The sequence below is a fragment of the Pseudonocardia sp. WMMC193 genome, from assembly GCF_021728735.1.
Classification (GTDB): Bacteria; Actinomycetota; Actinomycetes; order Mycobacteriales; family Pseudonocardiaceae; genus Pseudonocardia; species Pseudonocardia oroxyli.
On record NZ_JAKKDO010000003.1, the window covers coordinates 5,835,836 to 5,861,198 of the forward strand.

Sequence of the window (25,363 nt, forward strand, 5' to 3'; positions counted from 1 at the left end):
TCCTCCTCGAGATCGGGTGGGATGGGGGCGGCGGCTCAGGCGAGGGCGACGGTGAGGTCGACCTCGACGGGTGCCCCGCCCGGCAGCGCCCGCACCCCGACGGCGGCGCGGGCGGGCAGGGCGTCCTCGCCGAGCCGGCGGGCGAGGACGGCGGAGGCGCCGTCGGCGACGGCGGACAGGGCGGTGAAGTCGTCGGTGCAGCGCACGTAGACGGTCATCCGGACCGCCCGGGCGATCCGGTCCAGCCCGCCCGCCGCCTCGGTCACGGCCAGCAGCGCGTTCCCGGCGGCCAGCCCGGCCGCCCAGCGCGCCTGCTCGGGCGTGACGTCCGCGCCGACACAGCCGGTGAGCACCAGCGTCCCGGCCCGGCGCGGCGTCATCCCCGCGGAGTGCACCAGCCCGCCCGCGACCACGGCGGGCACGTACCGGCCCTGGGGGACCGGGGCGGCGGACACGTCCGGCTCAGACACCGAGGGCCACCCCCTCCTGGCGGGAGTCGGAGCCGCCGACCAGGCAGCCGCGCTCGACGTCGAGGGAGACGACCTGGGCGCTGCCGCCCGCGCCCCAGTCCCCGACGGTGCGCACGTCGTGGCCGCGCGCGGCCAGCCCGGCGAGCGTGTCGGCACCGAGCCGGTCCTCGCAGCGCAGCTCGGGGGCGGCGCCGAGGTCGCCCGCGTCGCTGCCGGGGAACACCGAGAAGCGCGGCGCGTCGACGGCGGCCTGCGGGTCGGCGTCGTGGTCGAGCAGGTGGGACAGCAGCTGGGCGTTCCACTGGACCTGGCCGTCGCCGCCGGGGGTGTTGCCGACGTGCCGGAGCCCGCCGTCGTCGTCGGTGACCAGCCAGGTGTTGAGCGTGTGCAGGGGCCTGCGGCGCGGCCGCACCTCGTTGGGGTGGCCGGGGACGAGGTACGCGCCGCGGCCGAGCCGATTGTTCAGCACGATCCCGGTACCCGGGATCGACAGGCCCGCGCCGAAGGTGAAGGCCAGCGACAGGATCAGGCCCACCGCGCGCCCGTCGGCGTCGACCGCGACCAGGGAGGTCGTGTCGCCGTCGGGTCGCCCGGCGGCACCGGGCAGGTCGCCCGCGCGGATGCGCTCCTTCGCCCGCGCCACCGCGGCGGGCTCGCCGCCGCGGCGCCAGCCGTCGGAGTCGCTGCCCGCGTGCGCGTAGCGGTCGGCGAACGCGATCCGGGCGGCCCCGGCCAACCAGTGCACCTCCGCGGCGGACAGCGGCGCGGCGCCGAGCTCGCCCTCGCACGCGGCGAGCTGGTCGAGGACCATCCAGCCCGGCGTGGGCAGCGGGGTCTGGTGCACCCACCTGCCCCGGTAGCGACGGCGCAGCGCGGGCTCGGCGGCCACCTCGCCGGAGGCCGCCCACTCGTCCCCGGAGAACGGCGCGCCGAGCGCGGTGAGGTGCGCGACGGCCCGTTCGGCCAGGTCACCGGTGTAGAACGCGGCGGGGTCGACGGCCAGCCGGGCGATCGAGTCCGCGAGCAGGGGCTGCGCCACCCGCGTCCCGACGGCCGGGGCCCGCCCGTCCCGCAGCAGGGTCGCCGCGATCTCCGGGTCGGCGCCCAGGCGCCCGGAGTGCCGGGCGATGTCCCCCGCGGTCTTGGCCGTGCAGGGCAGGCCCCGGCGGGCCAGGCGCACCGCGGGCGCCCACAGCTCCGCGAGCGGCCGGGTGGCCCGCTCGGCCAGCGCGGAGAGCGCCGCGACGGCCCCGGGGACGGTGACCGAGCCCGCGCCGTGGCGGGGGAGCACGGTCTGTCCGGCGTAGTGCTCGGGGGTGCCGCCGTCGGGGCCGAAGCCGCTGCCGCAGAACGCGTCGACCGCGCCGGTGGGCTCCCGGACCAGGGCGAACGCATCACCGCCGAGGCCGCACTGGCCCGGCAGCGCGAGCCACGCGACGGCCGCCATCGCCAGCGCCGCGTCCACGGCGGTGCCGCCCGCGGCCAGCACGTCGGCCCCGGCCCGGCTGATCGCCGGGTGGCTGGCCGCGACCATGCCGTCGGCACCGAGTGCGGCCGGGCGCAGCGTGCCGGGGAACGGGCGAGGTGGTGCCACGGTCGTCATGGGTGCACGATGACCGCCCACGATGCGGCCCAGTAGGGGCCACCTGCACAAGTCTGGACCGTGCGGTAGTGCACTCTGCCTTAACGGCAACGTGCACAATCCGAAACCCGCGCGCTGTGCACTGTTGAGGTAGTCGTGTTCGTGCAGGTGAGAGCACCGTGACCGGCCACACCACCACATCGACCGCCACCTCGGCGGGAAGGAGGCCGCGGTGGGTCTCACTGCCGCGCACTGGGTCTACCTGGCCGGCGTCGTCGTCATCATCGGCGTCACGATCGCCCGCAGGAACGTCCTGGTCCCCGCACTCGCCGCCACGTTCGTCACCGCCTGGGTCATGACCGGCAACCCGGTCACGGGTGTCCAGGCCGTCTTCAACGCGAGCCTGACCGCCGCGTCCGAGCTGTTCAACATCTTCCTGATCATCGCCATGGTCACGGCGCTGCTCGGCGCGCTGCGCGCCATGAAGGCCGACCAGCGGATGGTCACGCCCTTCCAGAAGGTCATGCGCGGCGGCTGGTCCGCCTACGTCGTGCTCGCCGTGGTCACCTACGGGATCAGCCTGTTCTTCTGGCCGACGCCCGCGGTGCCGCTGATCGGTGCGCTGCTCGTCCCGGCGGCGATCCGCGCCGGGCTGCCCGCCATGGGCGCGGCGATGGCGATCGCCGTCGCGGGTCAGGGCATGGCGCTGTCCAGCGACTACGTCATGCAGGTCGCGCCCGGGCTGTCCGCCGTCGCGGCGGGCACCGAGACCTCGGCCGTGGCCGATGTGGCGCTGGTGCTGTCCCTGGTCACCGGCGTGGCCGCGCTCGCGATCACCGGGGTGATGCTGCGCAGGCACATGCGCCGCCCGGCGGAGTCGAACCTGGAGGAGTGGGAGGCCGGGGTGGTCGCCGAACCCCGCCCGGCCCGCCGCATGCTGCGCAAGGCGAAGCCCGCCGCCGCGGTGGCCGAGCCGCTGCGGGTCCAGGTCGAGGAGAAGGTCCCGGTGGGGGCCACCGTCGGCGGGGGCGGTGGCACCCCGCCGCCCGCCGCGCCGCCCGCGCAGCGCACCGGCGGGGGTGGTGACGGGATCGTCCCCGACCAGGAGCCCGCCCCGGAGCCCGCCGACGACCCGCGCACCGTCCGGCTGTCGAAGCTCTTCGCCGCCGTGGTGCCGATCGCCTTCCTGCTGATGATGGTCTACATGGTCCTCGGCAAGGCGGGCGTGGTCCCGGCGCTCGAGGGCGGGTCGGCGGCCGCGCTGGTCGGCGGACTGGCGGCGATCCTGGTCGTGTTCGTCGTCGCCGCCTTCGACGGGCCGAAGAAGGCGCTGCAGACCACCGGTGAGCACGTGACCGACGGGCTGGTCTTCGCCTTCCGGGCCATGGGCGTCGTGCTGCCGATCGCCGGGTTCTTCTTCCTGGGCAACGCCGACTTCGCGGGCGAGATCATCGGCGTTCCGGAGGGTCAGGAGGCGCCCGCGTTGCTGGTCGACCTGGTCACCGCGGCCGAGCGGTTCATCCCCGGCAACCCGCTGGTCGTCTGCTTCGGCATCCTGATCATCGGCATGATGTGCGGCCTGGAGGGCTCGGGCTTCTCCGGCCTGCCGCTCACCGGTTCGCTGGCCGGGGCCCTGGCGCCCAACGTCGGCATGGACCCGGCCACCCTCGCGGCCGTCGGTCAGATGGGCTCGGTCTGGACGGGGGGCGGCGTGCTCGTCGCCTGGTCCTCCCTGCTGGTCGTGGCGGGGGTGACGCGGGTCCCGGTCGTGGACCTCGCCCGCAAGTGCTTCCTGCCCGTCGTCGCCGGTCTGGTGCTGTCCACACTGGTCGCCGCGACGTTCTTCTAGGCCCCGCTCCACCCGAAGGCCCCGGCGGGTCGCCGGGGCCTTCGGCAGGTCCGGAGCGAGCTGTGCAGACCACCTCAAGATGACGCCGATCCTTGTGCGGAATGACCAGGATCGGGGCCGCCGACCTGCCTAGCGTTCCTGTCATCGGGAAGCCCCCGGTCCCCACCACCACCCACCTCCTGGAGGGCTCGTCATGACCCTGACCGTCGAGAACCCCGCCGGCGCCGGCACACCGGGTCTGCTGTCGAAGGACGACTTCCGCGCCGCCCTGGAGGACGCGATCAAGGGCCGCGAGGCCAAGAACGCGTCCTTCAGCAAGGCCTGGGCGGACGGTGAGCTGACCCGCGAGCACTTCGCCCGCTGGGCCGAGAATCACTACCACTACGTCGGCCCGTTCGCCGACTACCTCGGCTACATCTACGGCAACACCCCCGACACCTGCACCGACGCCAAGGACTTCACCCTCCAGAACATGTACGAGGAGGAGCTGGCCGACATCCGCCACACCGACCTGCTCATCCGGTTCGGCGAGGCGTGCGGCACCACCAGGGAGCGCATCGAGGACCCCTCGAACATGAACGCGGTGACCCGGGGCCTGCAGTCCTGGTGCTACGCGGTCGCCATGCGCGAGCACTTCGTCGTCGCCACCGCGGCGCTGGTCGTCGGCCTGGAGTCGCAGGTCCCGGGCATCTACCGCAAGCAGATCGTGCCGCTGCGCGAGACCTACGGCTTCACCGAGGACGAGATCGAGTTCTTCGACCTGCACATCACCTCGGACGAGGTGCACGGCGAGCGCGGCTACCAGATCGTGCTCGAGCACGCGACCACCCCGGAGCTGCAGCAGCGCTGCCTCCAGTTCGTCCGCTGGGGTGCGGAGATGCGCTTCTCCTACACCCGCGCGCTCTACGACACCTACGTCGCGCCGTCCGCCTGACCGACCGGCCGCGGCGGGCACGACCCGCCGCGGCCCTCCTCCGGAGGGGAGAGCCCGTGAGCGAGATCCGGACCGAGGAGTGGGTCGCGACGGTCCCGCTCGCGGACCTGGCCCGCAGGCGCAAGACCCGGGTCGAGATCGGGGATCGCGCCGTCGCGCTGTTCCTGGTCGGCGAGCGGGTGTTCGCCCTCGACGACGTCTGCATCCACAAGGGACGGTCCCTGTCCCGCGGGGTGCTCTGGCAGGGCAGCGTCGTCTGCCCCGCCCACCAGTGGAAGTTCGATCCCGAGACCGGCGCCGCGGAGGACCGCGACGAGTGCCAGCCGGTCCACGCCGTCCGCGTCGTCGACGGGATCGTGCACGTCAGCGCTCAGCCGCGATAGGAGCCCCCGATGTCCGACCTCCCCCGCAGCCTGGTGACCGTGGGAGCCGGCCAGGCGGCCGTGTCCGCCGTGCGGCTGCTGCGCCGCCGCGGCTTCGACGGCCCGGTGACCGTCCTGTCCGACGAGCCGCACGCCCCCTACCAGCGCCCGCCGCTGTCCAAGGAGTACCTGCGCGGCGAGACCGACGTCGCGGAGCTGACCCTGCTCGACGACGCGTGGTGCGCCGCGAACGCCGTCGACCTGCACCTCGGGGTGCGGGCCGAGCGGGTGGCGGCGGGGCGGGTCGAGCTCGTCGGCGGCGGAGTCGTCACCGCCGACGCCGTGCTGCTCGCCACCGGTGCCCGGGCCCGCAGGCTCCCCGGGGTGGACGGCGACCGGGTGATCCACCTGCGCACCCTCGACGACGCGGCCCGGCTGCGCGACCTGCTCCCCGCGGCCGAGCGGATCGCCGTCGTCGGGGGCGGGCTGATCGGTTCCGAGATCGCCGCGACCGCCCGCGAGCACGGCGTGGCCGTGACCGTGCTGGAGGCGGGCCTGCTGCCGATGATCGGCAGGCTCGGCCGGGAGATGGCCGAGGTGTACGCCGACCTGCACCGCGGCCACGGCGTGGATCTGCGCTGCGGCCAGGAGATCGCGGCCGTCGAGCAGACCGCGTCCGGGGTCCTGGTGCACACCGCCGCGGGCCGGGTCGAGGCGGACCTGGTCGTCGTCGCCGTCGGCGCGGTGCCGAACGACGAGATCGCCCGCGCGTCCGGCCTGGCCGTGGACCCCGTGCGCGGCGGGATCGCGGTCGACGACACCTGCCGCACCGCGCTGCCCGGCGTCTTCGCCGCGGGGGACGTGGCCGCCCGCCGGGTCGGCGACGGGTTCGTCCGCCACGCGCACGTCGACAACGCGACCACCCAGGGCACCGCGGTCGCGAAGGCGATGGTCGGCAAGCCGGTGGGCGCCCCGGAGGCGCCCTGGTTCTGGTCCGACCAGTACGGGATCGGGCTGCAGGTCGTCGGCGCGCCGCGCCCGGGCGCCGAGGTCGTGGTGCGCGGGAACGTGGCCGAGCGGGACTTCACCGCCTTCTACCTCGCCGACGGGTGCGTGCACGCCGCGTTCGCGATGGACCGCGGCGGGGACATCCCGGCCGCCCGGCAGCTGATCTCCCTGGGCCTGCCCGTGCCGACCGCCGCCCTGGCCGACGACGACACCGACCTGTTCGACCTCCTCGACACCATCAGCGCCTGAAGGAGACCACCGTGGAGTTCCACAAGATCGCCCGCTCCGGCCAGATCCCCGACGGCGTCGTGCGGCGGTTCTTCGCCGGTGACGTCGAGGTGGCGCTGTCCCGCCAGGACGGGGAGATCCACGCGACCTCGAACTACTGCAGCCACCTCGACTGCCTGCTGTCCAGCGGGAAGGTCACCGACGAGGGCCTGCTGTGCTCGTGTCACGGCAGCGTCTTCGACTACGCCTCCGGCGAGCCGCTCTGCCCGCCCGCGACCCGGCCCATCGTGATCTTCCCGGTGCGCGAGGAGGACGGCCACATCCACGTCGGGATCGACGAGGAGCTGGCCGCCGCGGCCGCGAAGCGCCGGGCCTCGGGGGCCAGGCGGCTCACGCCGGGCTGAGCCCCGTCCCGGTCCGCCGTCAGGAGGCGGTGACCGCCCTCAGCACCGGCAGCACGTCGAAGGTGCAGACGCCCGCGCGCACGGCCGGGTCCGCCGCGCCGACCAGGCTCCGAGGGGCGAGGCGTCAGACGGTGTCGTCCACGGACAGCCGCCCCGCCTCCACCCGCCAGCGACGGGTGGCGCGGACCGTGTCCAGCATCCGGCGGTCGTGGGTGACCAGCAGGACGGTGCCCGGGAAGGAGTCCAGGGCCTGCTCCAGCTGCTCGATCGCGGGCAGGTCGAGGTGGTTGGTGGGCTCGTCGAGCACCAGCAGGTTCACCTCGCGGGCCTGCAGCAGCGCCAGCGCCGCGCGGGTCCGCTCGCCCGGGGACAGCGACGCCGCGGGCCGGGGCACGTGCTCCTTCGTGAGCCCGAACTTGGCCAGCAGGGTCCGGACCTCGGACTCCGGCCAGTCCGGCACCGCCCGGCCGAACGCCGTCACCAGCGGTTCGTCGCCGAGGAACAGCCCGCGCGCCTGGTCGACCTCGCCGACCACGACCCCGGAGCCCAGGCCCGCGCTGCCCGCCGCGACCGGGATCCGCCCGAGCAGCGCGCCGAGCAGCGTCGACTTCCCCGACCCGTTGGCGCCGGTGATGATCACGCGGTCGGCCCAGTCGACCTGCGCCGTGACCGGCCCGAGCGTGAACGACCCCCGCTGGACGACGGCGCCGTCCAGCCGCGCCGCGACCGCGCCGGACCGCGGGGCCGCGGCGATCGTCATGCGCAGCTCCCACTCCTTGCGGGGCTCCTCGACGACCTCGAGGCGCTCGATCGCCCGCTGCGTCTGCCGGGCCTTCGACGCCTGCTTCTCGCTGGTCTCCGCCCGCTTGGCCTTGACGTTCTTGTCGTTGTCCTTCGACTTGCGGCGCGCGTTGCGCACGCCCTGGGCCATCCAGTTCCGCTGCATCTGGGCGCGGTCCTTGAGCTGGTCGAGCCTGTCGTCGTACTCCTCGTACGCCTCGCGGGCGTGCCTGCGCGCGATCTCGCGCTCGGCGAGGTAGCTGTCGTAGCCGCCGTCGTAGACCCCGACCCGGTGCTGGTGCAGGTCCAGCTCCACGATCCGGTTCACCGTGCGGGCCAGGAACTCGCGGTCGTGGGACACGATCACCGCCGGACTCCGCAGCCCCCGCACGAACTTCTCCAGCCGTTCCAGGCCGTCGAGGTCCAGGTCGTTGGTGGGCTCGTCGAGCAGCAGGACGTCGTAGCGGGAGAGCAGCAGCGCGGCGAGCCCGGCGCGGGCGGCCTGCCCGCCGGACAGCGCGCTCATCGGGGTGTCGAGGGACACCCCGAGGCCGACCTCCGCGGCGACCTCGCCCGCTCGCTCGTCGAGGTCCGCGCCGCCGAGCGCGAGCCAGCGGTCCAGCGCGGCCGAGTACTCGGTGCCGTCGGAGGTCGCGAGCTCCTCCGCCGCCGCGTCCATCGCCGCCTGCGCCGCCGCCACCCCCGTCCGGCGGGCGAGGTACGTGCTGATCGACTCCGGCCCGCGCTCCGGTTCCTGGGGCAGGTGCCCGACGGTCGCGTCCGGCGGGGACAGCGAGACCGACCCCTCGGTGTCGATCCCCCGCCCGCCCGTCTCCCCGGCCAGCAGGCGCAGCAGGGTCGACTTCCCCGCCCCGTTCACCCCGACCAGCCCGACGACGTCCCCGGGCGCCACCACCAGGTCCAGACCGGTGAACAGGACCCGGGCGCCGTGCCCGACGGAGAGGGCCGAAGTCTGCAGTGTCGCGCTCATGTCACCGCCGAGCGTAACCGTGCCCCCCACCCACCCGTCGGTGACGCGAGCGCTGCCGCGAGTGCGCTCCCGTCACGCTCGCACGGGGTGATCGTTCCGAGGGTCACGGGAGTGTGGGTGCGGGTGCGCTCGTGTCACGCTCGCGGTACGCGGTCTCGCGCCGCACTGATCGTTCCGAGCGTCACCCGAGCGCTGTCGCGGGTGCGTTCCGGTCACTCTCGCGCGCGGTGATCATTGCGAACGTGACGGGAGCGTTGTCGCGGGTGCGGTGCGGTCCCGCTCGCGTGTGGTGATCGATGCGAACGTGACGGGAGCGCTGTCGCGAATGCGGTGCGGTCACTCTCGCGTGCGGTGATCGTTCCGGGCGTCACAGGAGCGCTGTCGCGGGTGCGCTCCCGTCACGCTCGCGCGGGGTGATCGTTCCGAGGGTCACTGGAGCGTCATTGCGACAGCGCTCTTGTGACGCCCGCACGGTGATCATTGCGAGTGTCACGGGAGCGCTGTTGTGGGTGTGCTCCTGTGACGCCGGCGCGGTGATCATGGCGAGTGTCACCGGAATGTCATGGCGGGGGCGCTCGCGTCACGCTTGCTGTTCGCGGCATGGCGTGCGGTGATTCAGCGCGAGCGTCACGCGAGCGTTGTCACGGGTGCGCTCCGGTCACACTCGCGATTCGGGTGCCGCCGCGCGGTGATCAACGTGGGTCACGGGAGCGCTGTCGCGACTGCGTGCCCTCACGCTCGCGCGTTGTGATCATTGCGAGTGTCGCCGGAGCGTTGTCGCAGCAGCACCTCTGTGCCACTCGTGCGGTGATCATTGCGAGTGTCACTGGAGTGTCGATGCCGACGCGCTCGTGTGACACTCGCTTGCGGTGCCGCGCCGCTCGGTGATCATCGGCGGGAGTCACGGGAGCGCTGCCGCGAGTGTGCTCCCGTCACGCTCGCTTGCGGTGCCGCGCCGCGCGGTGATCATTGCGGGGGTCACGCGAGCGTGGGTGCGGGTGCGCTCCGCTCGCGCGCGGTGATCATTCCGAGTGTCACCGGAGCGCCCCGGTGACTGCGCTCTTGTCACGCTCGCGCCGTGATCGCGCCGAGTGTCGCGGGAGCGCGAGCGCGAATCCGCCGCGGCGTGGGTGTCTCGGGGTGCTCGGCCGGGTCGTCGCGTCGCACGTTGCGTGCGAGTGCGATCCCGGCGACCGGGTCCGAGCTGTGCGCACCGTGCGCGTCCGGGCGCGGTCACGCACGGCGATCACCCGGCTTGTGAGGAGGCAGGCAGGGCGGGAACCGGCGGTGGCGACATAGGGTCGAGCACGTGAACCCGTCGACCGCCCAGGCCCGCGTGGTGGTGGACGAGCTGGTCCGCCTCGGCGTGACCGACGCCGTCCTCTGCCCGGGCTCGCGCAACGCGCCGCTGGCGTTCGCGCTCCACGCGGCGGACGCGGCGGGCAGGCTGCGGTTGCACGTGCGCGTCGACGAACGGACCGGCGCCTTCCTGGCGCTCGGCCTCGCGCTGGGCTCCGGGCGCCCCGTCCCGGTGGTGACGACGTCCGGGACCGCGGTCGCGAACCTGCACCCCGCGGTCCTCGAGGCGGCCTGGTCCGGCGTGCCGCTGCTGGCGCTGACCGCGGACCGGCCGATGGACCTCGTCGGCACCGGGGCCAGCCAGACCGTGGACCAGCACGGGATCTTCGGCACGGCCGTGCGCCGCGCCTCCACCCTGTCGGTGGCGAGCAGCGACTCGCGAGAGCCTGCGCGCTGGCGGTCGGCGGTGGACCGCGCGGTCGCGGCGGCCACCGGGGCGGCGGGTGGCGAGCCGGGCCCGGTGCACCTGAACGTGCCGTTCGCGGAACCGCTGGTGCCCGAGCCGGGCGCGGTGTTCCCCGAGGGCAGGCCGGACGGGGCGCCGTGGACGGTCGTCTCGCCGGTGGGGCGGGTCGCCGCGCCGCTGCCCCTGGACCCGGCGGCACCCACGTTGGTCGTGGCGGGCGCCGGCACGGCGCCCGCGCCGACCCTGCTCGGCGGGACCCCGGTGATCGCGGAGCCGTCGTCGCCGCTGTGGGCGCACGGGCTGGTCGCCGGGCCGTGGCTCCTGGGTGCGGCCGGCGCACTGCCGCGCCCCCGGCAGGTCGTGGTGATCGGCAGGCCGACGCTGCACCGCGCCGTCGCCCGCCTGCTGGCCGACCCCGCCGTCGACGTCTACGCGGTGGCTGCCCCGGACGGCATGCCGTTCACCGACGTCGCGGGCTCGGTGCGGGCCGTCGGGGCGTTGCCGCAGCTCACCCCGCCCGCCGCGTTCGTCCGCGCGTGGCGGGAGGCGGACGACACGGCCGCCGCCGTGCTCGACCGGGCGCTCGACCCGACCCGGGATCCGGAGCACGCCACGGTGCCGCGGGGACTCGTGCTGGCCCGCGCGCTGACCGCGGCGCTGCCGGGCGGCTCGCGGCTGGTGCTCGGGTCGTCGAACCCCGTGCGGGACGTCGCCCTGGCCGCGGTGCCGCGGGCCGGGCTGGAGGTGCTGTCCAACCGCGGGGTCGCGGGCATCGACGGGACCGTGTCGACGGCCGTCGGCGCCGCGCTGACCCATCCCGGTCCCACGGTGGCGCTGCTCGGCGACCTCACCCTGCTGCACGACACCACCGGGCTGCTGATCGGGCCGGACGAACCCCGCCCCGCGCTGACCCTGGTGGTGCTCAACGACTCGGGCGGCGGCATCTTCGGCCTGCTGGAGCAGGGCGCGGACGAGCACGCGGGCTCCTTCGAGCGGATCTTCGGCACGCCGCACCGGGCGGACCTCGCCGCCGTCGCCACCGGCCTCGGCGCCACGCACACCCTGCTCACCGACCTCGCGGATCTGCCCGAGGCGCTCGCCGGCGAGGACAAGGGCCTGCGAGTCGTCGAGGTGCGAGCCGACCGGAGCACGCTGCGGGCGGGCCACGACGCCCTCGCCGCCGAGATCGCCGCCGCGGTCCGTGCGCTCCCCACCCGCACCTGACCCGCGCCCGACCCGCCTGGTGCACGTTTCGTGCGCTCACTGCGGCATGATCACCGAAAGCGTGCGCTCAGCGTGGCGCTGGCAGCGGTGAGCGCACGTTTTCGCTGATCACCGGTGCCGATGCGGGCCGAATGGGGGCCGTTCGCGGGCATCCTCCTGCCGCTGAGCGGAGTAGGCGACTGCGCCATGCGATCACGATCCGCCAGCTGTCGTGTCCGCTGGGTAACGACCTGCGACGACGCGCCGATGCGCCCGACAGGACCCCGGGCGCGTTCGCCCGAGCTCCTCGGCCCCGCGTCCCGCCGGGCCGCCCCCGACCCTCCGAGGAACCGGTGACCTCCAGCCTCCGGAGCCGCGACCCGCGGCCAGACCCGAGCGACGGTGCCCGCGCGACCGGCGCCGCCGCGCGGGTGCCGGACGGTCCGCACCTGGTCGTCGTGCGCCCGTCCGCCCCGAGTGGGGACGCGGCCGCGGCGGGCTGGCCCACCGGGCGTCGGCGGCGGCCCGCCGGGGCCCGTGCACCCTGGGACCGCCGCGGACCGGCACCGATTCCCGCACCCCGGCCCGCGCCGGCGCCCCGTTCGGCGTGGCGAGACGTCCCGCGGGAGTCGTGGACGGCGTTCGCGGTCGAGCTCGCCGCGCTGGCCGCCGTGGCGGTCGTCGCGTGGCTCACCCTGCGCGGACTCGCGATCACGCCCGTGGCGCGGGCCGCCGCCGCGGCGTCGCTCGCGGGCGGGACCGCAGCCGCGGTGATGATCGCCGCCGCGGGGCGGGCGTCCGGCAGCAGGCGCGCCGAACGCATCGCCGCGGCGGTGGCCTGTGCCACGCCGGCGGGCCCGCTCGGTGCGGCCCTGGAGCTGCGCGGCGGCGGCCTCTGGCCGGTGGTGGGGCTGGTCGGGCTGCTCGCCGCGGTGGCGTTGCTGGTGCTCGCCGTGCGCAGGCGGTCCTCGGCCCGCCGGCCGGTGGTCCTCGTCGCCGCGGGTGCCCTCGCCTGCGCCGTCGCGGCCGCGGGCACCCTGGACAGCCTCGTCCCGGGCGTGGCGCTCCCACCCGCGGTGGGGTCTGCCGCGGCCCTGGCGGTGTGGGCCGGTGCGGGTGCGGCGGGTCTGCTCGCGGTGGCCGCGGGCGTGCGCCGGGACCGGCCGCTGCTGCGGCGGGTCGGTCTCGCCTTCGCGCTGCCCGCCGCGGCTCACGCGGTGTCGGTGTCCGGGGTGCAGGCGAGCGTGTCGGTCGCCCTGGACCTGGCCGCGACGGTGGCGCTGCTCGCCGCCGCCGTCCCGTTCCTGTTCGGCGCGGTCCGCAGGCTGCAGGAGGAGCGCGAGGCCTACCGCGCGGAGGTCGAGTCCCTGCGCGCCTCGGTGGAGCGCCGGGGCTGACGGTCAGGTCGGAGGGGGCGCGGCGGTGGGGTCCGCGCCGCCCTCCGGCACGGCGCCCTCCGGTGACTGCGGCGCGACGGGGGCGGGCGGGGAGGGGAGCGGAATGGGCCGGCGCCACCGAGAATCAGGCGCACGGGCTCGCATTCCGTCGTGGCGGAGCCTGCGCGCACCCGTCGTCGCCACCCGGCCCACCGCATCGTCGCGGTACAGCCCGGGCCCCGGTTCGTGACCAGGGGGGACGCCAACCCCGTGGACGACCCGAACCCGGTCGCGGCCGCCGACGTGCACGGCGAGCTCTGGTACGACGTGCCCTCCGTCGGCACGGTCCGGGACCGCCTCACCACCCCCGCCGGGCTCGCGATCCTCGGCGGAGTGGTGCTGCTCGGCGTGGCCCTGGCCCCGCTCGTCCCCCGCGAGCGGGCCTAAGCCTCGAGGGCCTCGCGCACCGCGAGCAGCTTCGCCGCGGCCTCGCGGACCTCGCTGTCGGGGTCGGAGTCCGCGACGATCCCGCAGCCCGCGTACAGCCGGGCGACCGGACCGTCCAGCTGCGCGCACCGCAGCGCGACGCCGAGCTCGCCGTCCCCCGTCGCGTCGACCCAGCCGACGGGGCCCGCGTACCGCCCGCGGTCCATGCCCTCGAGCGCCGCGATCAACGCGACGGCCTCGGCGCGCGGGGTGCCGCCGACCGCGGCCGTCGGGTGCACCGCGCCCGCGATCCGCAGCAGGGAGGCGTCTCCGCGGACCCGGCCGCGGACGTCCGTGGCCAGGTGCGACACGTTGTGCAGGTCGAGCACCGACGGCTGCGCCGGGACCTCGAGGCCGCGGCAGAAGGGCTCCAGGCGCGCGGCCAGCGACTCCACCGCGTACCGGTGCTCGACGAGGTTCTTCTCCGTGGCGAGCTCGCCGCCCGCCCACGCGGTGCCCGCCAACACCCGGGACTCCACCATCCCGGAACGCTTGCGCAGCAACAGCTCGGGGGTGGCGCCGACGAGCCCGTCGACCGCGTACGCCCAGCACGTCGGGTAGCGCTGGGCCATCTCGCGCAGCAGGTGGCGCGGGTCGTGCGGGGTCTCGGACACGGCGAGCAGGTCGTGGGCGAGGGCGGCCTTGTCCAGCTCGCCCGCGCGCATCCGCCGCACGGCCTCGGCGACCGCGGCGCGGTACCCGGCGACGGGCAGGTCCCCGTCGGCGTAGCGCAGCCCGGTGGGGCGCCGGACGGGCTCGGTGGACCGGGGCTCGGGTGCGCCGAACTCGGTCACCCACGCGCGCCCGCCGCGCAGCCCGACGACGACCCGCGGCACCACCAACACCGACCCGGGCGAGCGGTCGGCGAAGGTCAGGGACGCGAACGCGACGGGCCCGCTGCCGGGCACGCCCACGTCGTCGGTCACGGTCATGTCCGCGACGAGCCGCCGCCACCAGCCGTCCGCGTCGGCGAACCGGCGCGCCCCGGTCCCGGTGAACCGCGCGACCTCGCCCCACCCGACGAGCCCCTCGCCGCCGCGGACCCAGGACAGCGGCCCGGACGCGGACGGCAACAGCGACAGCAGCCCATGGGCGGGTGGCGGCACCTCGCGGGAGCGCACCCGCAGTCCGGTGGGGAGCGCTGCGGTCGTCACGCTTCGAGAGTAGGGACGGCGTCGGCGGGCCGCACGGGGACCATGACTACAGTCACCGCCGTGGCGGGTGGTGGCGCGGCGGAGCTACTGGCCGAGGTCGGGCGGACCGCCGTCGGCTTCGGCCGGGCGGTGCACCGGCGGCTGCCCCGGGTCCTGGTCGGCGTCGCGGCGCTGTGGACCGCGCTGTGCCTGGTGGCGTTCGTGGGCGCGCTCGCGGACGACGTCCGGATCGACGCCGATCGCGGCACCGCCACCGCCGAGGTGCTCGACGGGTCGGGCTTCGCCCGCACCCTGGTCCGCTTCCCGGTGCCGGACGGCCAGCTCGTCGCCCCCGAGCGTGGCGTCTACCACCCGCGTGGCCTGCAGCCCGGGAGCACGGTGCAGGTCGAGTACGACCGGTCCGATCCGGACCTCGTCCGCGTCGCGGGCCGCACGGCCTGGGCCGGTCTCCCGCTCCTGCTGGGGTTCGCCGCGGCGGGCTGGGCGGCCTTCGGCGGTGCGGCCTACCTGGTGAGCAGGCGGCGGGGGCGGGTCGCTCAGGTCGCCCACCAGGAGTAGACCTCCTCGACGACGGCGGGGGCCCCGACCAGCAGGCCGCCCGCGGGCAGCGGTTCGGGCCGCCCGGCCCGGTCGACCACCACGGCCCCGGCCTCCAGGGCGAGGCAGACGGCGCCCGCGACGTCCCACTCGTGGTAGCCGTCGACGACCGCGGCGACCGCGCGCCCCAGCGCGACCTGGGTGATCGCGAGGGCGGACGAGCCCAGCACCCGGATCCCGGTGTGCCGGGCCCGCGCCCGCTCGACCAGGGCGGGGGAGGGCGACTCCGCGCAGACCAGGCCGCCGACGACCCCGGTGGTACCCGACAGGGTGGGGACCGGCGCACCGTTGGCGCGGACCCCGCGGCCCCGCGCGGCGGCGTAGATCGTGGCGCGGCTCGGGTCGGCGATCACCCCGACGACCGGGCCGTCGGCGTCGACCAGGCCGAGGCTGTAGGCGCACCAGGGCAGGCCCGCGACGTAGTTGGCGGTGCCGTCGACGGGGTCCACGATCCAGCGCAGGCCCGCCGGGTCGGCCTCCCCGCCGTACTCCTCGCCGATCACCGGGACCTCCGGGAACTCGGCGGCGAGCACCCGGCGGGTGTGTCGCTCCAGGGTGCGGTCGGTGTCGGTGACCCAGTCGAAGGGGTCGGACTTGGCCGCGGAGCCGGGGGCGCGGCCCGCGGTCGCCGCGATGACCTCGGCGGCGTCGTTGGCGAGCCTGCCCGCGACCTCCAGGGCGCGGGAGAGCAGCCCCGGGTCCACCGGGGCCGGGATGCGGGTCGTGGCCGTCATGCTCGCGATGCTCCGCGCCCGGGGTATCGCCGTCCGGTCCGCGCACCGTCCCCGCGGTGAACTCTCCCCCGCGGGTCGGGGCGGCGCGCGAAGTTCGGGAGAGGTTCCCGCCGCGGTCACGTCCGCGACCCGAGCCGGCGCGGCGCGCGCGACACGGTGCGCGGGTGCGAGTCGCGATCGTGAGCGAGTGTTTCCTGCCCGTGATGAACGGCGTCACCCACTCGGTGCTGCGGGTGCTGGAGCACCTGCGCGCGGGTGGGCACGAGGTGCTGGTGATCGCGCCCGGCGCCGACGAGCCGACCTCCTGGGAGGGCGTCCCGGTGGTCCGGGTGCCCGCGGTGGAGCTGCCCGTCGTGTCCTCCATGCCGGTCGGGGTGCCGAGCCGCCGGATCGTGAAGGCCCTGCGCGCCTTCCGGCCGGACGTCGTGCACCTCGCGGCCCCGTTCGTCGTCGGGGCGCGGGGGCTGTGGGCGGCCCGCAGGCTCGGCATCCCGACGGTCGCGGTCTACCAGACCGACGTCGCCGGGTTCGCCTCCTCCTACGGCCTCGGGCTGACCGCCCGGGCGGCCTGGCGCTGGACCTGCATGCTGCACGCGCAGGCGGACCGGACCCTCGCGCCGTCGTCCTGGGCGACCGAGGCGCTGCGCGAGCGCGGGGTGCCGCGGGTGCACCAGTGGGCCCGGGGGGTCGACACGCGGCGGTTCACGCCCGGGAAGCGCTCGGCCGCGGTGCGGGCCGCGCTCGCGCCGCAGGGCGAGCTGCTGGTCGGGTACGTCGGGCGGCTGGCGCCGGAGAAGCAGGTCGAGCGGCTGGCGTCGCTGGCGGGCATGCCCGGGGTCCGGCTCGTGGTGGTGGGGGCAGGGCCCAGCGAGGAACGGCTGCGCACGGCCCTGCCGGACGCCGCGTTCCTCGGCTTCCGCGGCGGCGACGAGCTGGCCGAGATCTACGCCTCGCTGGACGTGTTCGTCCACACCGGACCGGCCGAGACCTTCTGTCAGGCGGTGCAGGAGGGGCTCGCGTCCGGGCTCCCGGTCGTCGCGCCCGACGCGGGCGGCCCCCGCGACCTGGTGCTGCCGGGCCGCACCGGCTACCTCGTGCCGCTCCCGCCCGAGGACGAGCCGGGCTGGCCGGACCTGCGGGTGGCCGTGGACCGGCTGCGCGATCCCGCGCTGCGGGCCGAGTACGGCTCCGCCGCGCGCCGGTCGGTGCTGCGCCGGACCTGGGGTGCGGTGTGCGACGAGCTGGTGTGCCACTACGGCGAGGTCCTGCGGCCCGGGGTCGCGCAGGCCGCATGAGGATCGTCCAGCTCGCCAACTTCTACGGCCCCCGCTCGGGCGGGCTGCGCACCGCGCTCAACGCCCTGGGTGGCGGCTACGTGGCCCGCGGGCACGAGGTGGTGCTCGTCGTGCCCGGCCCGCGGGCCTCCGACGTCCGAGACGGCGGCATCCGGCGGATCACCGTCCCCGCGCCGCGGATCCCGGGCACCGCGGGCTACCGGGCCGTCGACCCCTGGCGGGTCCGCCGGCTCCTGGACCGCCTGCGGCCCGACGCCGTCGAGGTCTCCGACCGCCTGACCCTGCGCGGCCTGGGGGCGTGGGCCGCGGCGGCGGGCGTGCCGTCCGTGGTGATCTCCCACGAGCGGCTGGACCGGCTGCTGCACCAGTTCCTGTTGCCCGAGCCCGCGGCCCGCCGGGTCGCCGACGTCGCCAACGCCCGGATGGCGGCCGCCTACGACACCGTCGTGTGCACCACGGCCTTCGCCCGCCAGGAGTTCGACCGGATCGGCGCCCGGAACGTCCGCCAGGTCCCGCTGGGCGTGGACCTCGCGACCTTCTCCCCGGCCCGGCACTCCGCGATCGTCCGGGGCTCGCTCGCCCGGGGCGCCGACGCCCTGCTCGTCCACTGCGGACGGCTCTCGCCGGAGAAGCACCCCGAGCGCAGCATCGACACCGTCGCCGCGCTCTGCGACTCCGGGCACCGGGTCCGGCTGGTCGTGGCGGGCGACGGGCCGCGGCGGGCGGCCCTGCAGCGGCGGGCCGCGGGCCTGCCGGTGGACTTCGTGGGCTTCGTCCCGGACCGCGCGCGCCTGGCCACCCTGCTGGCCAGCGCGGACGTCTCGCTGGCGCCGGGCCCGCACGAGACGTTCGGCCTCTCCGCGCTGGAGTCGCTGGCCAGCGGCACCCCGGTCGTCGTCTCCCGGTCCTCCGCGCTCCCGGAGATCGTGGGGGACGCGGGTGCCGCGGACTCCCCGGAGGACTTCGCCCGCGGCGTGACCACGCACCTGGCCGCCGACGAGCTCGTCCGCCGCACCGCGTCCCGGGCCCGCGCGGAACGCTACTCGTGGGCCGCGGCCGTGGAGGGAATGCTCGCTTCGCTCGCCCGTGCGCGGTAAGTGGTGCTAGAGCACTACTTGCCGCTCACGAGCAGCGACGCTGCGATCCGGGCGGCCTCGGCGACCGTCTCCGGGCTGCCGTCCGAACCCGGGTCCGCCGGGGCCGTGTAGACCGCCATGACCAGGGGTGCCCGGCCCGGCGGCCAGACCACCGCGACGTCGTTGATCTCGCCCTGGCCGCCCGCGCCGGTCTTGTCACCGACCACCCAGTCCGCGGGCAGGCCCGCCTTGATCCGCGTCGCGCCCGTCGTGTTCGCCTTCAGCCACCCGACGAGGAGGTCCCGGCCCTCGGGGTCGAGGCCGCCGTCGAGGGCGAAGGAACGCAGGTTCGCGGCCATCTGCGCGGGGGTGGAGGTGTCCTTGTCGCCGTCCAGGATGTTCAGGTCGGTCTCGGGGCGGTCCTGCCTGCTGATCATGTCCCCTTCGCGGCGCAGGAACCCGGTGAGCCGCTCGGGCCCGCCGAGGGTCTCCAGCAGCAGGTTCATCGCGGTGTTGTCCGACAGGGTCATCGCCGCGTGGCAGAGGTCGCGGACGGTCATCGCGTCGTGGCGCTCCGTCTCCGGGGAGTAGGTGACGAGGGCGCTGCGCGGGTAGGAGACCTGCTGGTCCAGCAGCCCCGGCCGGTCGACCCGCAGGGCGAGGATCGCGGCCGCGGCGAGCATCTTCGACGTCGAGCACATCAGGAAGCGCTCGTCCGCGCGGTGGGTGACGGTCGTTCCCGACCCCGTGTCCACGGCGAACACGCCCAGCCTGCCGCCGAAGCGGTCTTCGAGGGCGGCGAGCTGCGGGTCGTCCGCGGGTGGCGGCGGTGTCGCGGGTCCGGGGGTGGCGCAGCCTGCGGCGACGAGACCGAGGCCGCCGAGGAGTACGGCGCGTCGAGAGGGGAGCACGTCACCGACCGTAGATCGTCGGTCACGGTCGGTCCTCCGTAGAGTCACGGATGTCCGATCCGACGCCGGCGGCGAGGCTCGGGACATGACGCAGAAGACCGTGATCGTGGAGCCGACCGGCGAGTACGCCGACGTCGACACCCGGCTGGCGCTCGACGCGATCGCCGGCCTGCTCGACGGGGACGCGGACGTCCGCAGGCGCACCGCCGCACTGGTGGAGCTGGAGCCCGCCCGGTTCGCCCCGCCCGTGCTGTGCGCGCTGAGCGAGGTGCTGCTCGACCAGGGCAGGCCCGCGGACGCGGCCTTCTGGTTCTACGCGGGCCAGGTCCGCGCCCGGTTCGACGCGAACCGCTGCACCGACCCCTCGGCTGGCGCGGCGGTGGGGGCGCTGACCGAGCGCTTCGGCGGCCCCGTCAACCGCTTCGCGTTCACCGACACCGCCCGGCTGCGGCGCACCGTGGTCCGCGCCGTCCTGTGGGACCGCGCCACCCCGCACGAGTACGACCACCGCTGGATCGCCCTGCACGGCATGGGCGCCTTCACCGGCGCCGGCGGGCCGCTCGCCATCCCGGCCGCGGAGTGGGAGCGGACCGCCCGCCGCACCCGCGCCGAGTACCTGCGCGGCCTGCGCGAGGCGCTGCGCAGCATCCCGCGGCCACGGAGCTGACCATGATCGCTGAACCGTGCGCTCACCGTCGTGAGCACCGCGCTGCGTGCACGCAAGCGGTGATCACGCAGCACTGGGAGCACGAAACGTGCGGTCGCCGTGGCCGCGTAGGGTTCAGCGCGTGAGCCGGGCCGAGCTGGACAAGGACCCCGCGGACGTCGCGGCGATGTTCGACGGGGTCGCGAAGCGCTACGACCTCACCAACACCGTGCTGACCGCCGGGCAGGACCGGCGGTGGCGCGCGCTCACCCGCGAGGCGCTTGAGCTGCGGCCCGGGCAGCGGGTCCTCGACCTCGCCGCAGGCACCGCGGTGTCCACGGTGGAGCTGGCCAAGTCCGGCGCCTACTGCGTGGCCGCGGACTTCTCGCTCGGCATGCTGCGCGCCGGGTCCGGGCGGGCGGTGCCCAAGGTCGCCGCGGACGCGCTGCACCTGCCCTTCGCGGACGGCTCCTTCGACGCCGTCACGATCAGCTTCGGCCTGCGGAACGTCGCGGACACCGCCCGCGCCCTCGCCGAGCTGGCCCGGGTCACCCGACCCGGCGGACGGCTGGTCGTGTGCGAGTTCGGCACCCCGAGCTGGACGCCGTACCGGGTCGTCTACCAGGACGTCATGCTGCGGCGGGTGCTGCCCGCGATCGCCCGCCGGGTCTCCTCGAACCCCGAGGCCTACACCTACCTGAGCGAGTCCATCGTGGACTGGCCGCCGCAGCGGCGGCTCGCGGAGATCATCGCCGGGGCCGGCTGGTCCCGGGTGGCCTGGCGCGACCTGGCGGGCGGGGCCGTCGCCCTGCACCGTGCCGTCCGTGCGGCGTAGCCGCAGCGCCGTCCGACCGGCACGGCCGTAGTCCCGTCGATCTCCTCGCGAACCGGACGAAACGCGCCACGCCCCGCCTGGACATCCCGCCGAACTTCGTGAAACAGTTCACAAGTACCTCGTGAACCAGTTCACAAGGAGCGGTATGACGGCGTCCGATCCCACCACCGGCGCCGCCGGGCCGCGGGGGGACGACGCCGACGTGATCGTGGTCGGGGCGGGCCCCGCGGGCTCGACGGCCGCGGCTCACCTCGCGCGCGCGGGCCTCGAGGTCCTCGTGCTCGAGAAGGCGACCTTCCCGCGCCCCAAGGTGTGCGGCGACGGGCTGACCCCGCGCGCCGTCGGGCAGCTCGTCGACCTCGGCGTGGACGTGTCCGAGGCCGCGGGGTGGCGGCACAACCGGGGACTTCGGGTCGTCGCCGGCGGGGCGAGCCTGGACCTGCCCTGGCCCACGGTCGCCGCCCACCCGGACTTCGGTGCCGTCCGGCCGCGGCAGGACTTCGACGCGCTGCTCGCCGACCACGCCCGCAAGCAGGGAGCCCGGGTCGTCGAGGGCGCCGCGGTCACCGAGGCCGTGACCGACCGCGGCGGCGTGGTGGTGGGGGTCCGCACGAAGGAACGCACCTACCGCGCCCCGCTCACCCTGGCCTGCGACGGCGTGTCCGCCCGGGTGGCGCTCTCGCTCGGCATGGCGAAGGACGACCGGCGCCCGCTCGGCGTCGCGGTCCGCGGGTACCACCCGCAGCCCGCGGACTTCGACGACAGCTACCTCGAGACCCACCTCGAGGTGTGGGACCGCAGCGGCGCGCGCCCGCGGCTGCTGCCGGGCTACGGCTGGGTCTTCGGGATGGGCGACGGCACCGTGAACGTCGGGCTCGGCGTGCTCGCCACCGACCGCGGCTCGTTCGACTACCGCAGGCTGCTGCGGGAGTGGACCGCGGAGCTCGGGCTCGGCGAGGGCACGTCGGTCGGCGGCGCCGGGCTGCCGATGGGCTTCAACCGGACCCCGCACGCCCGCCCCGGCCTGCTGTTGGTCGGCGACGCGGGCGGCATGGTCAACCCCCTCAACGGCGAGGGCATCGCCTACGCGATGGAGTCCGCCGCCGTCGCCGCCCGGTGCGCGGTGCAGGCGCTCGCCCGGACGGGGGCGTCCCGCGAGGCCGCGGTCGCCGCCTACCCCCGGCAGATGAGCGAGATCCTGGGCCGCTACTACCGGCTCGCCACCCTCGCCGCCCGCCTGATCGGCAACCCCACGGTCATGCGCGTCGCGACCCGGCACGGGCTGCCGCGCCGGTCCGCCATGCAGGTGCTGCTCAAGCTCCTGGCCAACCTCTACGACGAGAAGGAGGGGGAGTGGAGCGATCGCGTCCTCCGCACGCTGACCAGGCTGACCCCGGCCTTGTAAGGGTCACCTCACTCAGAGTGAGGTGACCGCGCACACGTAGGGTCCGCGCGACCCCACCCACAGCTCGCCCGGTGTAGTGCAGACGACGAAGGTGCACGATGCTCGATCCCTATCTGGCGCTGTTGTTCATGGCCCTGCTGGCCGGCGCGTTCGCGCTGTTCTCGGTCACGGCCGCGCCCTACATCGGCCCGCGCCGGTACAACCGGGCGAAGCTGGACTCCTACGAGTGCGGCATCGAACCGTCGCCGAAGCCGGTGGTCGGCACCGGTCGGATGCCGGTCGCCTACTACCTCACCGCGATGTTGTTCATCCTCTTCGACATCGAGCTGGTGTTCCTCTACCCGTACGCGGTCGCGGCGGACTCGCTGGGCCTGTTCGGCCTGGTCGCGGTCACCGTCTACATCGCCACGATCGGCTTCGTCTACTTCTACGAATGGCGCCGCGGCGGATTGGAGTGGGATTAAGCCCATGGGCCTGGAAGAGAACCTGCCCTCCGGGGTCCTGCTGACCAGCGTCGAGAAGCTGGTCAACTGGACCCGCAAGTCGTCGCTGTGGCCCGCGACCTTCGGTCTGGCCTGCTGCGCGATCGAGATGATGACGACGGGCGCACCCCGCTACGACCTCGCCCGCTTCGGCATGGAGGTCTTCCGGGCCTCGCCGCGCCAGGCGGACCTGATGATCGTGGCCGGTCGGGTCAGCAACAAGATGGCCCCGGTCCTGCGCCAGATCTACGACCAGATGCCCGAGCCCCGCTGGGTGCTGGCGATGGGGGTGTGCGCCAGCTCGGGCGGCATGTTCAACAACTACGCCATCGTCCAGGGCGTGGACCACATCGTGCCGGTGGACATGTACCTGCCGGGCTGCCCGCCGCGCCCGGAGATGCTCATGGACGCGATCCTCAAGATCCACGCGAAGATCATGGACGAGCCGCTGGGCAGCAAGCGGGCGGCCGAGCTGGCCGCCAGCGGGCACAAGACCGAGCTCATCCCGTCGTCGATCAAGTACGCGAAGAAGGCCTGATGAGCGAACCCACGGGCACCAGCAAGGACGGCGCCGAGCCCACCGGCGGCGCGCAGTCCTCCGCCGAGGCGAGCGGGCCCGCCACCGCCGAGCAGCGCGCCGCGGGCGGCGAGGCTCCGGCGGCGGGCGAGGTCGAGCAGACCGCCGAGTCCGCCGAGACCGCCGCGGCGCCCGAGGGCGGCACCCGGCTCGCCCCCACCCGCGAGCGGTCCGGCATGTTCGGCGTCCGCGGCTCCGGGGACACCTCCGGCTTCGGTGGCCTGCGCCTGCCCGGCTACGCCCCCGCCCCGGCCGAGCGGCCCTACGGCGGCTGGTTCGACGAGCTGGCGGACGACCTCGCCGCGGCGCTCGACGACCGCGGGGTGGCCCGCAGCGCCGTCCGGCAGATCACGATCGACCGCGGCGAGATCACGTTCTACGTCGAGCGGGAGCGGATCCTCGAGGTCTGCCGCACCCTCCGGGACGAGCCGGACCTGCGCTTCGAGCTCTGCTCCGGCGTGTCGGGCGTGGACTACACCGCGCCGGACGGCGCCGAGGTGCACCAGCCCCTGCACGTCGTCTACCACCTGCTGTCGATGACCTGGCGGCGACGGATCCGGCTCGAGGTCGCCCTCGACCCGGCCGATCCGCACCTGCCCAGCGTCGTGTCCGTCTACCCGACGGCGGACTGGCACGAGCGCGAGACCTGGGACATGTTCGGCGTGGTCTTCGACGGCCACCCCGCGCTCACCCGGATCCTCATGCCGGACGACTGGCGGGGCCACCCGCAGCGCAAGGACTACCCGCTGGGCGGGATCCCGGTGGAGTACAAGGGCGCGGAGATCCCCCCGCCCGACGAGCGACGGGCGTATTCATGAGCATCCGGTTCAGGGCGCGGAGATCCCCGCAGCGACTCGATGAGCGGAGGGCGTACTCGTGACCACCGACCCCTACGCCACCGAGCGGCAGACCACCGAGGGCCCGGTCTACACGGTCACCGGCGGCGACTGGGACGAGCTGCTGGACAGCGTCGCCCAGGACGAGCACGACGACCGCATCGTCATCAACATGGGTCCGCAGCACCCGTCGACCCACGGGGTGCTGCGCCTGGTGCTGGAGCTGGAGGGCGAGACCGTCACCCAGGCCCGCTCGGTGATCGGCTACCTGCACACGGGCATCGAGAAGAACTGCGAGTACCGGACCTGGACCCAGGGCGTCACGTTCGTGACGCGCATGGACTACCTCGCGCCGCTGTTCAACGAGGCCGGCTACTGCCTCGGCGTCGAGAAGCTCCTGGAGGTCGAGGTCCCGCGCCGGGCCGCGCTGATCCGCGTGCTGCTCATGGAGATCAACCGGATCGGCTCGCACCTGGTGTGCCTGGCCACCGGCGGCATGGAGCTGGGCGCCCTCACCGGAATGACGGCGGGGTTCCGCGAGCGCGAGGAGGTCCTCCACCTGCTGGAGTACCTGACCGGGCTGCGCATGAACCACGCGTTCATCCGGCCGGGCGGCCTCGCCCAGGACCTCCCCGAGGACTGGAGGGAGAAGGTCCTCGACTTCGTCAAGGTCATGCACTCCCGGCTGCCGGACTACGACAACCTGCTGACCGGCCAGCCGATCTGGAAGCAGCGGCTGCAGGGCGTCGGGTACCTGCCGGTGGACGGCTGCCTCGCGCTCGGGGCCACCGGCCCGATCCTGCGCTCGGCGGGCCTGGCCTGGGACCAGCGCAAGATCGAGCCGTACTCGCTCTACGAGGAGTTCGACTTCGAGGTCCCCACGGAGACCGCCGCCGACTGCTACGCCCGCTACCTGCTGCGGGTGGCGGAGATGCGCGAGTCGCTGAAGATCATCGAGCAGGCCTGCGACAAGATCGAGCCCGGCCCGGTCATGGTCGAGGACCGCAAGATCGCCTGGCCCGCGCAGCTGTCCATCGGCAGCGACGGGATGGGCAACTCCCTCGAGCACGTCCGCAAGATCATGGGGCAGTCGATGGAGTCCCTGATCCACCACTTCAAGCTGGTCACCGAGGGCTTCCACGTCCCGCCGGGGCAGGTCTACTCGACCGTCGAGTCCCCGCGCGGCGAGCTGGGCTACCACCTCGTGTCCGACGGTGGCACCAGGCCGGTCCGCGTCCACGTCCGGGACCCCAGCTTCGTGAACCTGCAGACGATGCCGGCGATGAGCGAGGGCGGCATGGTCGCGGACGTCATCGCCGCCGTCGCGAGCATCGACCCCGTCATGGGAGGTGTGGACCGATGAGCGAGCGTGCGAGC

Annotated in this window: 24 protein-coding genes; 18 read left to right on the forward strand and 6 right to left on the reverse strand. The window is 75.0% G+C overall.

The window, feature by feature from the left end; genetic code table 11:
- Window positions 1-35 precede the first annotated feature (35 nt).
- A complete protein-coding gene (locus L3X23_RS29885; protein WP_237196424.1) occupies window positions 36-470 on the reverse strand; it encodes a RidA family protein in 435 nt (144 codons plus the stop codon).
- The gene (locus tag L3X23_RS29890) at window positions 463-2,073 is read right to left on the reverse strand and encodes a gamma-glutamyltransferase family protein (protein ID WP_237196426.1); all 1,611 of its coding nucleotides are present in this window, start codon (window positions 2,071-2,073) and stop codon (window positions 463-465) included. Before L3X23_RS29890 ends, L3X23_RS29885 begins: the two co-directional genes overlap by 8 nt.
- Window positions 2,074-2,284: 211 nt before the next feature.
- Here L3X23_RS29890 and L3X23_RS29895 point away from each other — a divergent pair, with 211 nt between their 5' ends.
- The 5 genes from L3X23_RS29895 (at window position 2,285) to L3X23_RS29915 (ending at window position 6,837) form a co-directional block, all read left to right on the forward strand.
- Window positions 2,285-3,901 carry a hypothetical protein gene (locus L3X23_RS29895; RefSeq protein ID WP_237196428.1) on the forward strand — a complete coding sequence of 539 codons (1,617 nt, stop codon included), beginning with the start codon at window positions 2,285-2,287 and terminating at the stop codon, window positions 3,899-3,901.
- Window positions 3,902-4,094: 193 nt separating this feature from the next.
- Window positions 4,095-4,835: a TenA family transcriptional regulator gene (locus L3X23_RS29900; RefSeq protein WP_093076605.1), complete on the forward strand. Its 741-nt coding sequence runs from the start codon at window positions 4,095-4,097 to the stop codon at window positions 4,833-4,835.
- Between the two features lie 56 nt (window positions 4,836-4,891).
- On the forward strand, window positions 4,892-5,218 hold the full coding sequence (locus tag L3X23_RS29905) for a Rieske 2Fe-2S domain-containing protein (RefSeq protein WP_237196430.1): 327 nt from the start codon (window positions 4,892-4,894) through the stop codon (window positions 5,216-5,218).
- 9 nt (window positions 5,219-5,227) lie between these two features.
- On the forward strand, window positions 5,228-6,454 hold the full coding sequence (locus L3X23_RS29910; RefSeq protein WP_237196432.1) for an NAD(P)/FAD-dependent oxidoreductase: 1,227 nt from the start codon (window positions 5,228-5,230) through the stop codon (window positions 6,452-6,454).
- A gap of 11 nt (window positions 6,455-6,465) precedes the next feature.
- Window positions 6,466-6,837, forward strand: coding sequence for a Rieske 2Fe-2S domain-containing protein (locus L3X23_RS29915; protein WP_093076611.1), 372 nt, complete (start codon window positions 6,466-6,468; stop codon window positions 6,835-6,837).
- A 124-nt stretch (window positions 6,838-6,961) separates the two neighbouring features.
- Here the strand turns inward: L3X23_RS29915 and L3X23_RS29920 are convergent, their stop codons facing one another.
- Window positions 6,962-8,608, reverse strand: coding sequence for an ABC-F family ATP-binding cassette domain-containing protein (locus L3X23_RS29920; protein ID WP_237196434.1), 1,647 nt, complete (start codon window positions 8,606-8,608; stop codon window positions 6,962-6,964).
- 1,309 nt (window positions 8,609-9,917) lie between these two features.
- Between L3X23_RS29920 and menD the strand changes: the two genes are divergently transcribed.
- The 3 genes from menD to L3X23_RS29935 all read left to right on the forward strand — a co-directional run bounded on the left by menD (window position 9,918) and on the right by L3X23_RS29935 (window position 13,399).
- Entirely contained in the window at window positions 9,918-11,597 is a 1,680-nt protein-coding gene (gene menD / locus L3X23_RS29925; protein WP_237196436.1) for a 2-succinyl-5-enolpyruvyl-6-hydroxy-3-cyclohexene-1-carboxylic-acid synthase, read from the forward strand.
- 332 nt (window positions 11,598-11,929) lie between these two features.
- Window positions 11,930-12,973: a hypothetical protein gene (locus L3X23_RS29930; protein ID WP_237196439.1), complete on the forward strand. Its 1,044-nt coding sequence runs from the start codon at window positions 11,930-11,932 to the stop codon at window positions 12,971-12,973.
- A gap of 150 nt (window positions 12,974-13,123) precedes the next feature.
- Window positions 13,124-13,399 carry a hypothetical protein gene (locus L3X23_RS29935; RefSeq protein WP_237196441.1) on the forward strand — a complete coding sequence of 92 codons (276 nt, stop codon included), beginning with the start codon at window positions 13,124-13,126 and terminating at the stop codon, window positions 13,397-13,399.
- Here L3X23_RS29935 and L3X23_RS29940 read toward each other — a convergent pair.
- Window positions 13,396-14,592, reverse strand: a complete 1,197-nt coding sequence (locus L3X23_RS29940) for an isochorismate synthase MenF (protein WP_237196443.1) — start codon at window positions 14,590-14,592, stop codon at window positions 13,396-13,398. The genes L3X23_RS29935 and L3X23_RS29940 overlap by 4 nt on opposite strands.
- A 42-nt stretch (window positions 14,593-14,634) precedes the next feature.
- On the opposite strand from L3X23_RS29940, the gene L3X23_RS29945 reads away from it, so the two are divergent.
- Entirely contained in the window at window positions 14,635-15,150 is a 516-nt protein-coding gene (locus L3X23_RS29945; RefSeq protein ID WP_237196445.1) for a DUF3592 domain-containing protein, read from the forward strand.
- On the opposite strand, the gene L3X23_RS29950 is transcribed toward L3X23_RS29945, so the two are convergent.
- Window positions 15,129-15,923, reverse strand: a complete 795-nt coding sequence (locus L3X23_RS29950; protein ID WP_237196448.1) for an inositol monophosphatase family protein — start codon at window positions 15,921-15,923, stop codon at window positions 15,129-15,131. The two genes, L3X23_RS29945 and L3X23_RS29950, sit on opposite strands and share 22 nt — an antisense overlap.
- Before the next feature lie 164 nt (window positions 15,924-16,087).
- On the opposite strand from L3X23_RS29950, the gene L3X23_RS29955 reads away from it, so the two are divergent.
- Together L3X23_RS29955 and L3X23_RS29960 are read left to right on the forward strand one after the other, a co-directional pair.
- Window positions 16,088-17,218, forward strand: a complete 1,131-nt coding sequence (locus L3X23_RS29955) for a glycosyltransferase family 1 protein (protein ID WP_237196450.1) — start codon at window positions 16,088-16,090, stop codon at window positions 17,216-17,218.
- Window positions 17,215-18,315 (forward strand): glycosyltransferase, encoded by a 1,101-nt coding sequence (locus L3X23_RS29960; RefSeq protein ID WP_237196452.1) that lies wholly within the window; start codon window positions 17,215-17,217, stop codon window positions 18,313-18,315. Before L3X23_RS29955 ends, L3X23_RS29960 begins: the two co-directional genes overlap by 4 nt.
- 14 nt (window positions 18,316-18,329) lie before the next feature.
- Here the strand turns inward: L3X23_RS29960 and bla are convergent, their stop codons facing one another.
- Window positions 18,330-19,205, reverse strand: a complete 876-nt coding sequence (bla, locus tag L3X23_RS29965) for a class A beta-lactamase (protein WP_237196454.1) — start codon at window positions 19,203-19,205, stop codon at window positions 18,330-18,332.
- A gap of 85 nt (window positions 19,206-19,290) precedes the next feature.
- Here bla and L3X23_RS29970 point away from each other — a divergent pair, with 85 nt between their 5' ends.
- The 7 genes from L3X23_RS29970 to L3X23_RS30000 all read left to right on the forward strand — a co-directional run bounded on the left by L3X23_RS29970 (window position 19,291) and on the right by L3X23_RS30000 (window position 25,349).
- Window positions 19,291-19,872 (forward strand): hypothetical protein, encoded by a 582-nt coding sequence (locus L3X23_RS29970; protein WP_237196457.1) that lies wholly within the window; start codon window positions 19,291-19,293, stop codon window positions 19,870-19,872.
- A 121-nt stretch (window positions 19,873-19,993) separates the two neighbouring features.
- Window positions 19,994-20,686: a demethylmenaquinone methyltransferase gene (locus L3X23_RS29975; RefSeq protein WP_237196458.1), complete on the forward strand. Its 693-nt coding sequence runs from the start codon at window positions 19,994-19,996 to the stop codon at window positions 20,684-20,686.
- A 145-nt stretch (window positions 20,687-20,831) separates the two neighbouring features.
- Window positions 20,832-22,091, forward strand: a complete 1,260-nt coding sequence (locus L3X23_RS29980) for a geranylgeranyl reductase family protein (RefSeq protein ID WP_237196461.1) — start codon at window positions 20,832-20,834, stop codon at window positions 22,089-22,091.
- A gap of 98 nt (window positions 22,092-22,189) precedes the next feature.
- Window positions 22,190-22,555 (forward strand): NADH-quinone oxidoreductase subunit A, encoded by a 366-nt coding sequence (locus L3X23_RS29985; RefSeq protein ID WP_093076646.1) that lies wholly within the window; start codon window positions 22,190-22,192, stop codon window positions 22,553-22,555.
- A 4-nt stretch (window positions 22,556-22,559) separates the two neighbouring features.
- On the forward strand, window positions 22,560-23,111 hold the full coding sequence (locus L3X23_RS29990) for an NADH-quinone oxidoreductase subunit B family protein (RefSeq protein ID WP_093076649.1): 552 nt from the start codon (window positions 22,560-22,562) through the stop codon (window positions 23,109-23,111).
- Window positions 23,111-23,968, forward strand: coding sequence for an NADH-quinone oxidoreductase subunit C (locus L3X23_RS29995; protein WP_093076652.1), 858 nt, complete (start codon window positions 23,111-23,113; stop codon window positions 23,966-23,968). Before L3X23_RS29990 ends, L3X23_RS29995 begins: the two co-directional genes overlap by 1 nt.
- Window positions 23,969-24,026: 58 nt before the next feature.
- Window positions 24,027-25,349: an NADH-quinone oxidoreductase subunit D gene (locus tag L3X23_RS30000; protein WP_093076655.1), complete on the forward strand. Its 1,323-nt coding sequence runs from the start codon at window positions 24,027-24,029 to the stop codon at window positions 25,347-25,349.
- Window positions 25,350-25,363: the final 14 nt, after the last annotated feature.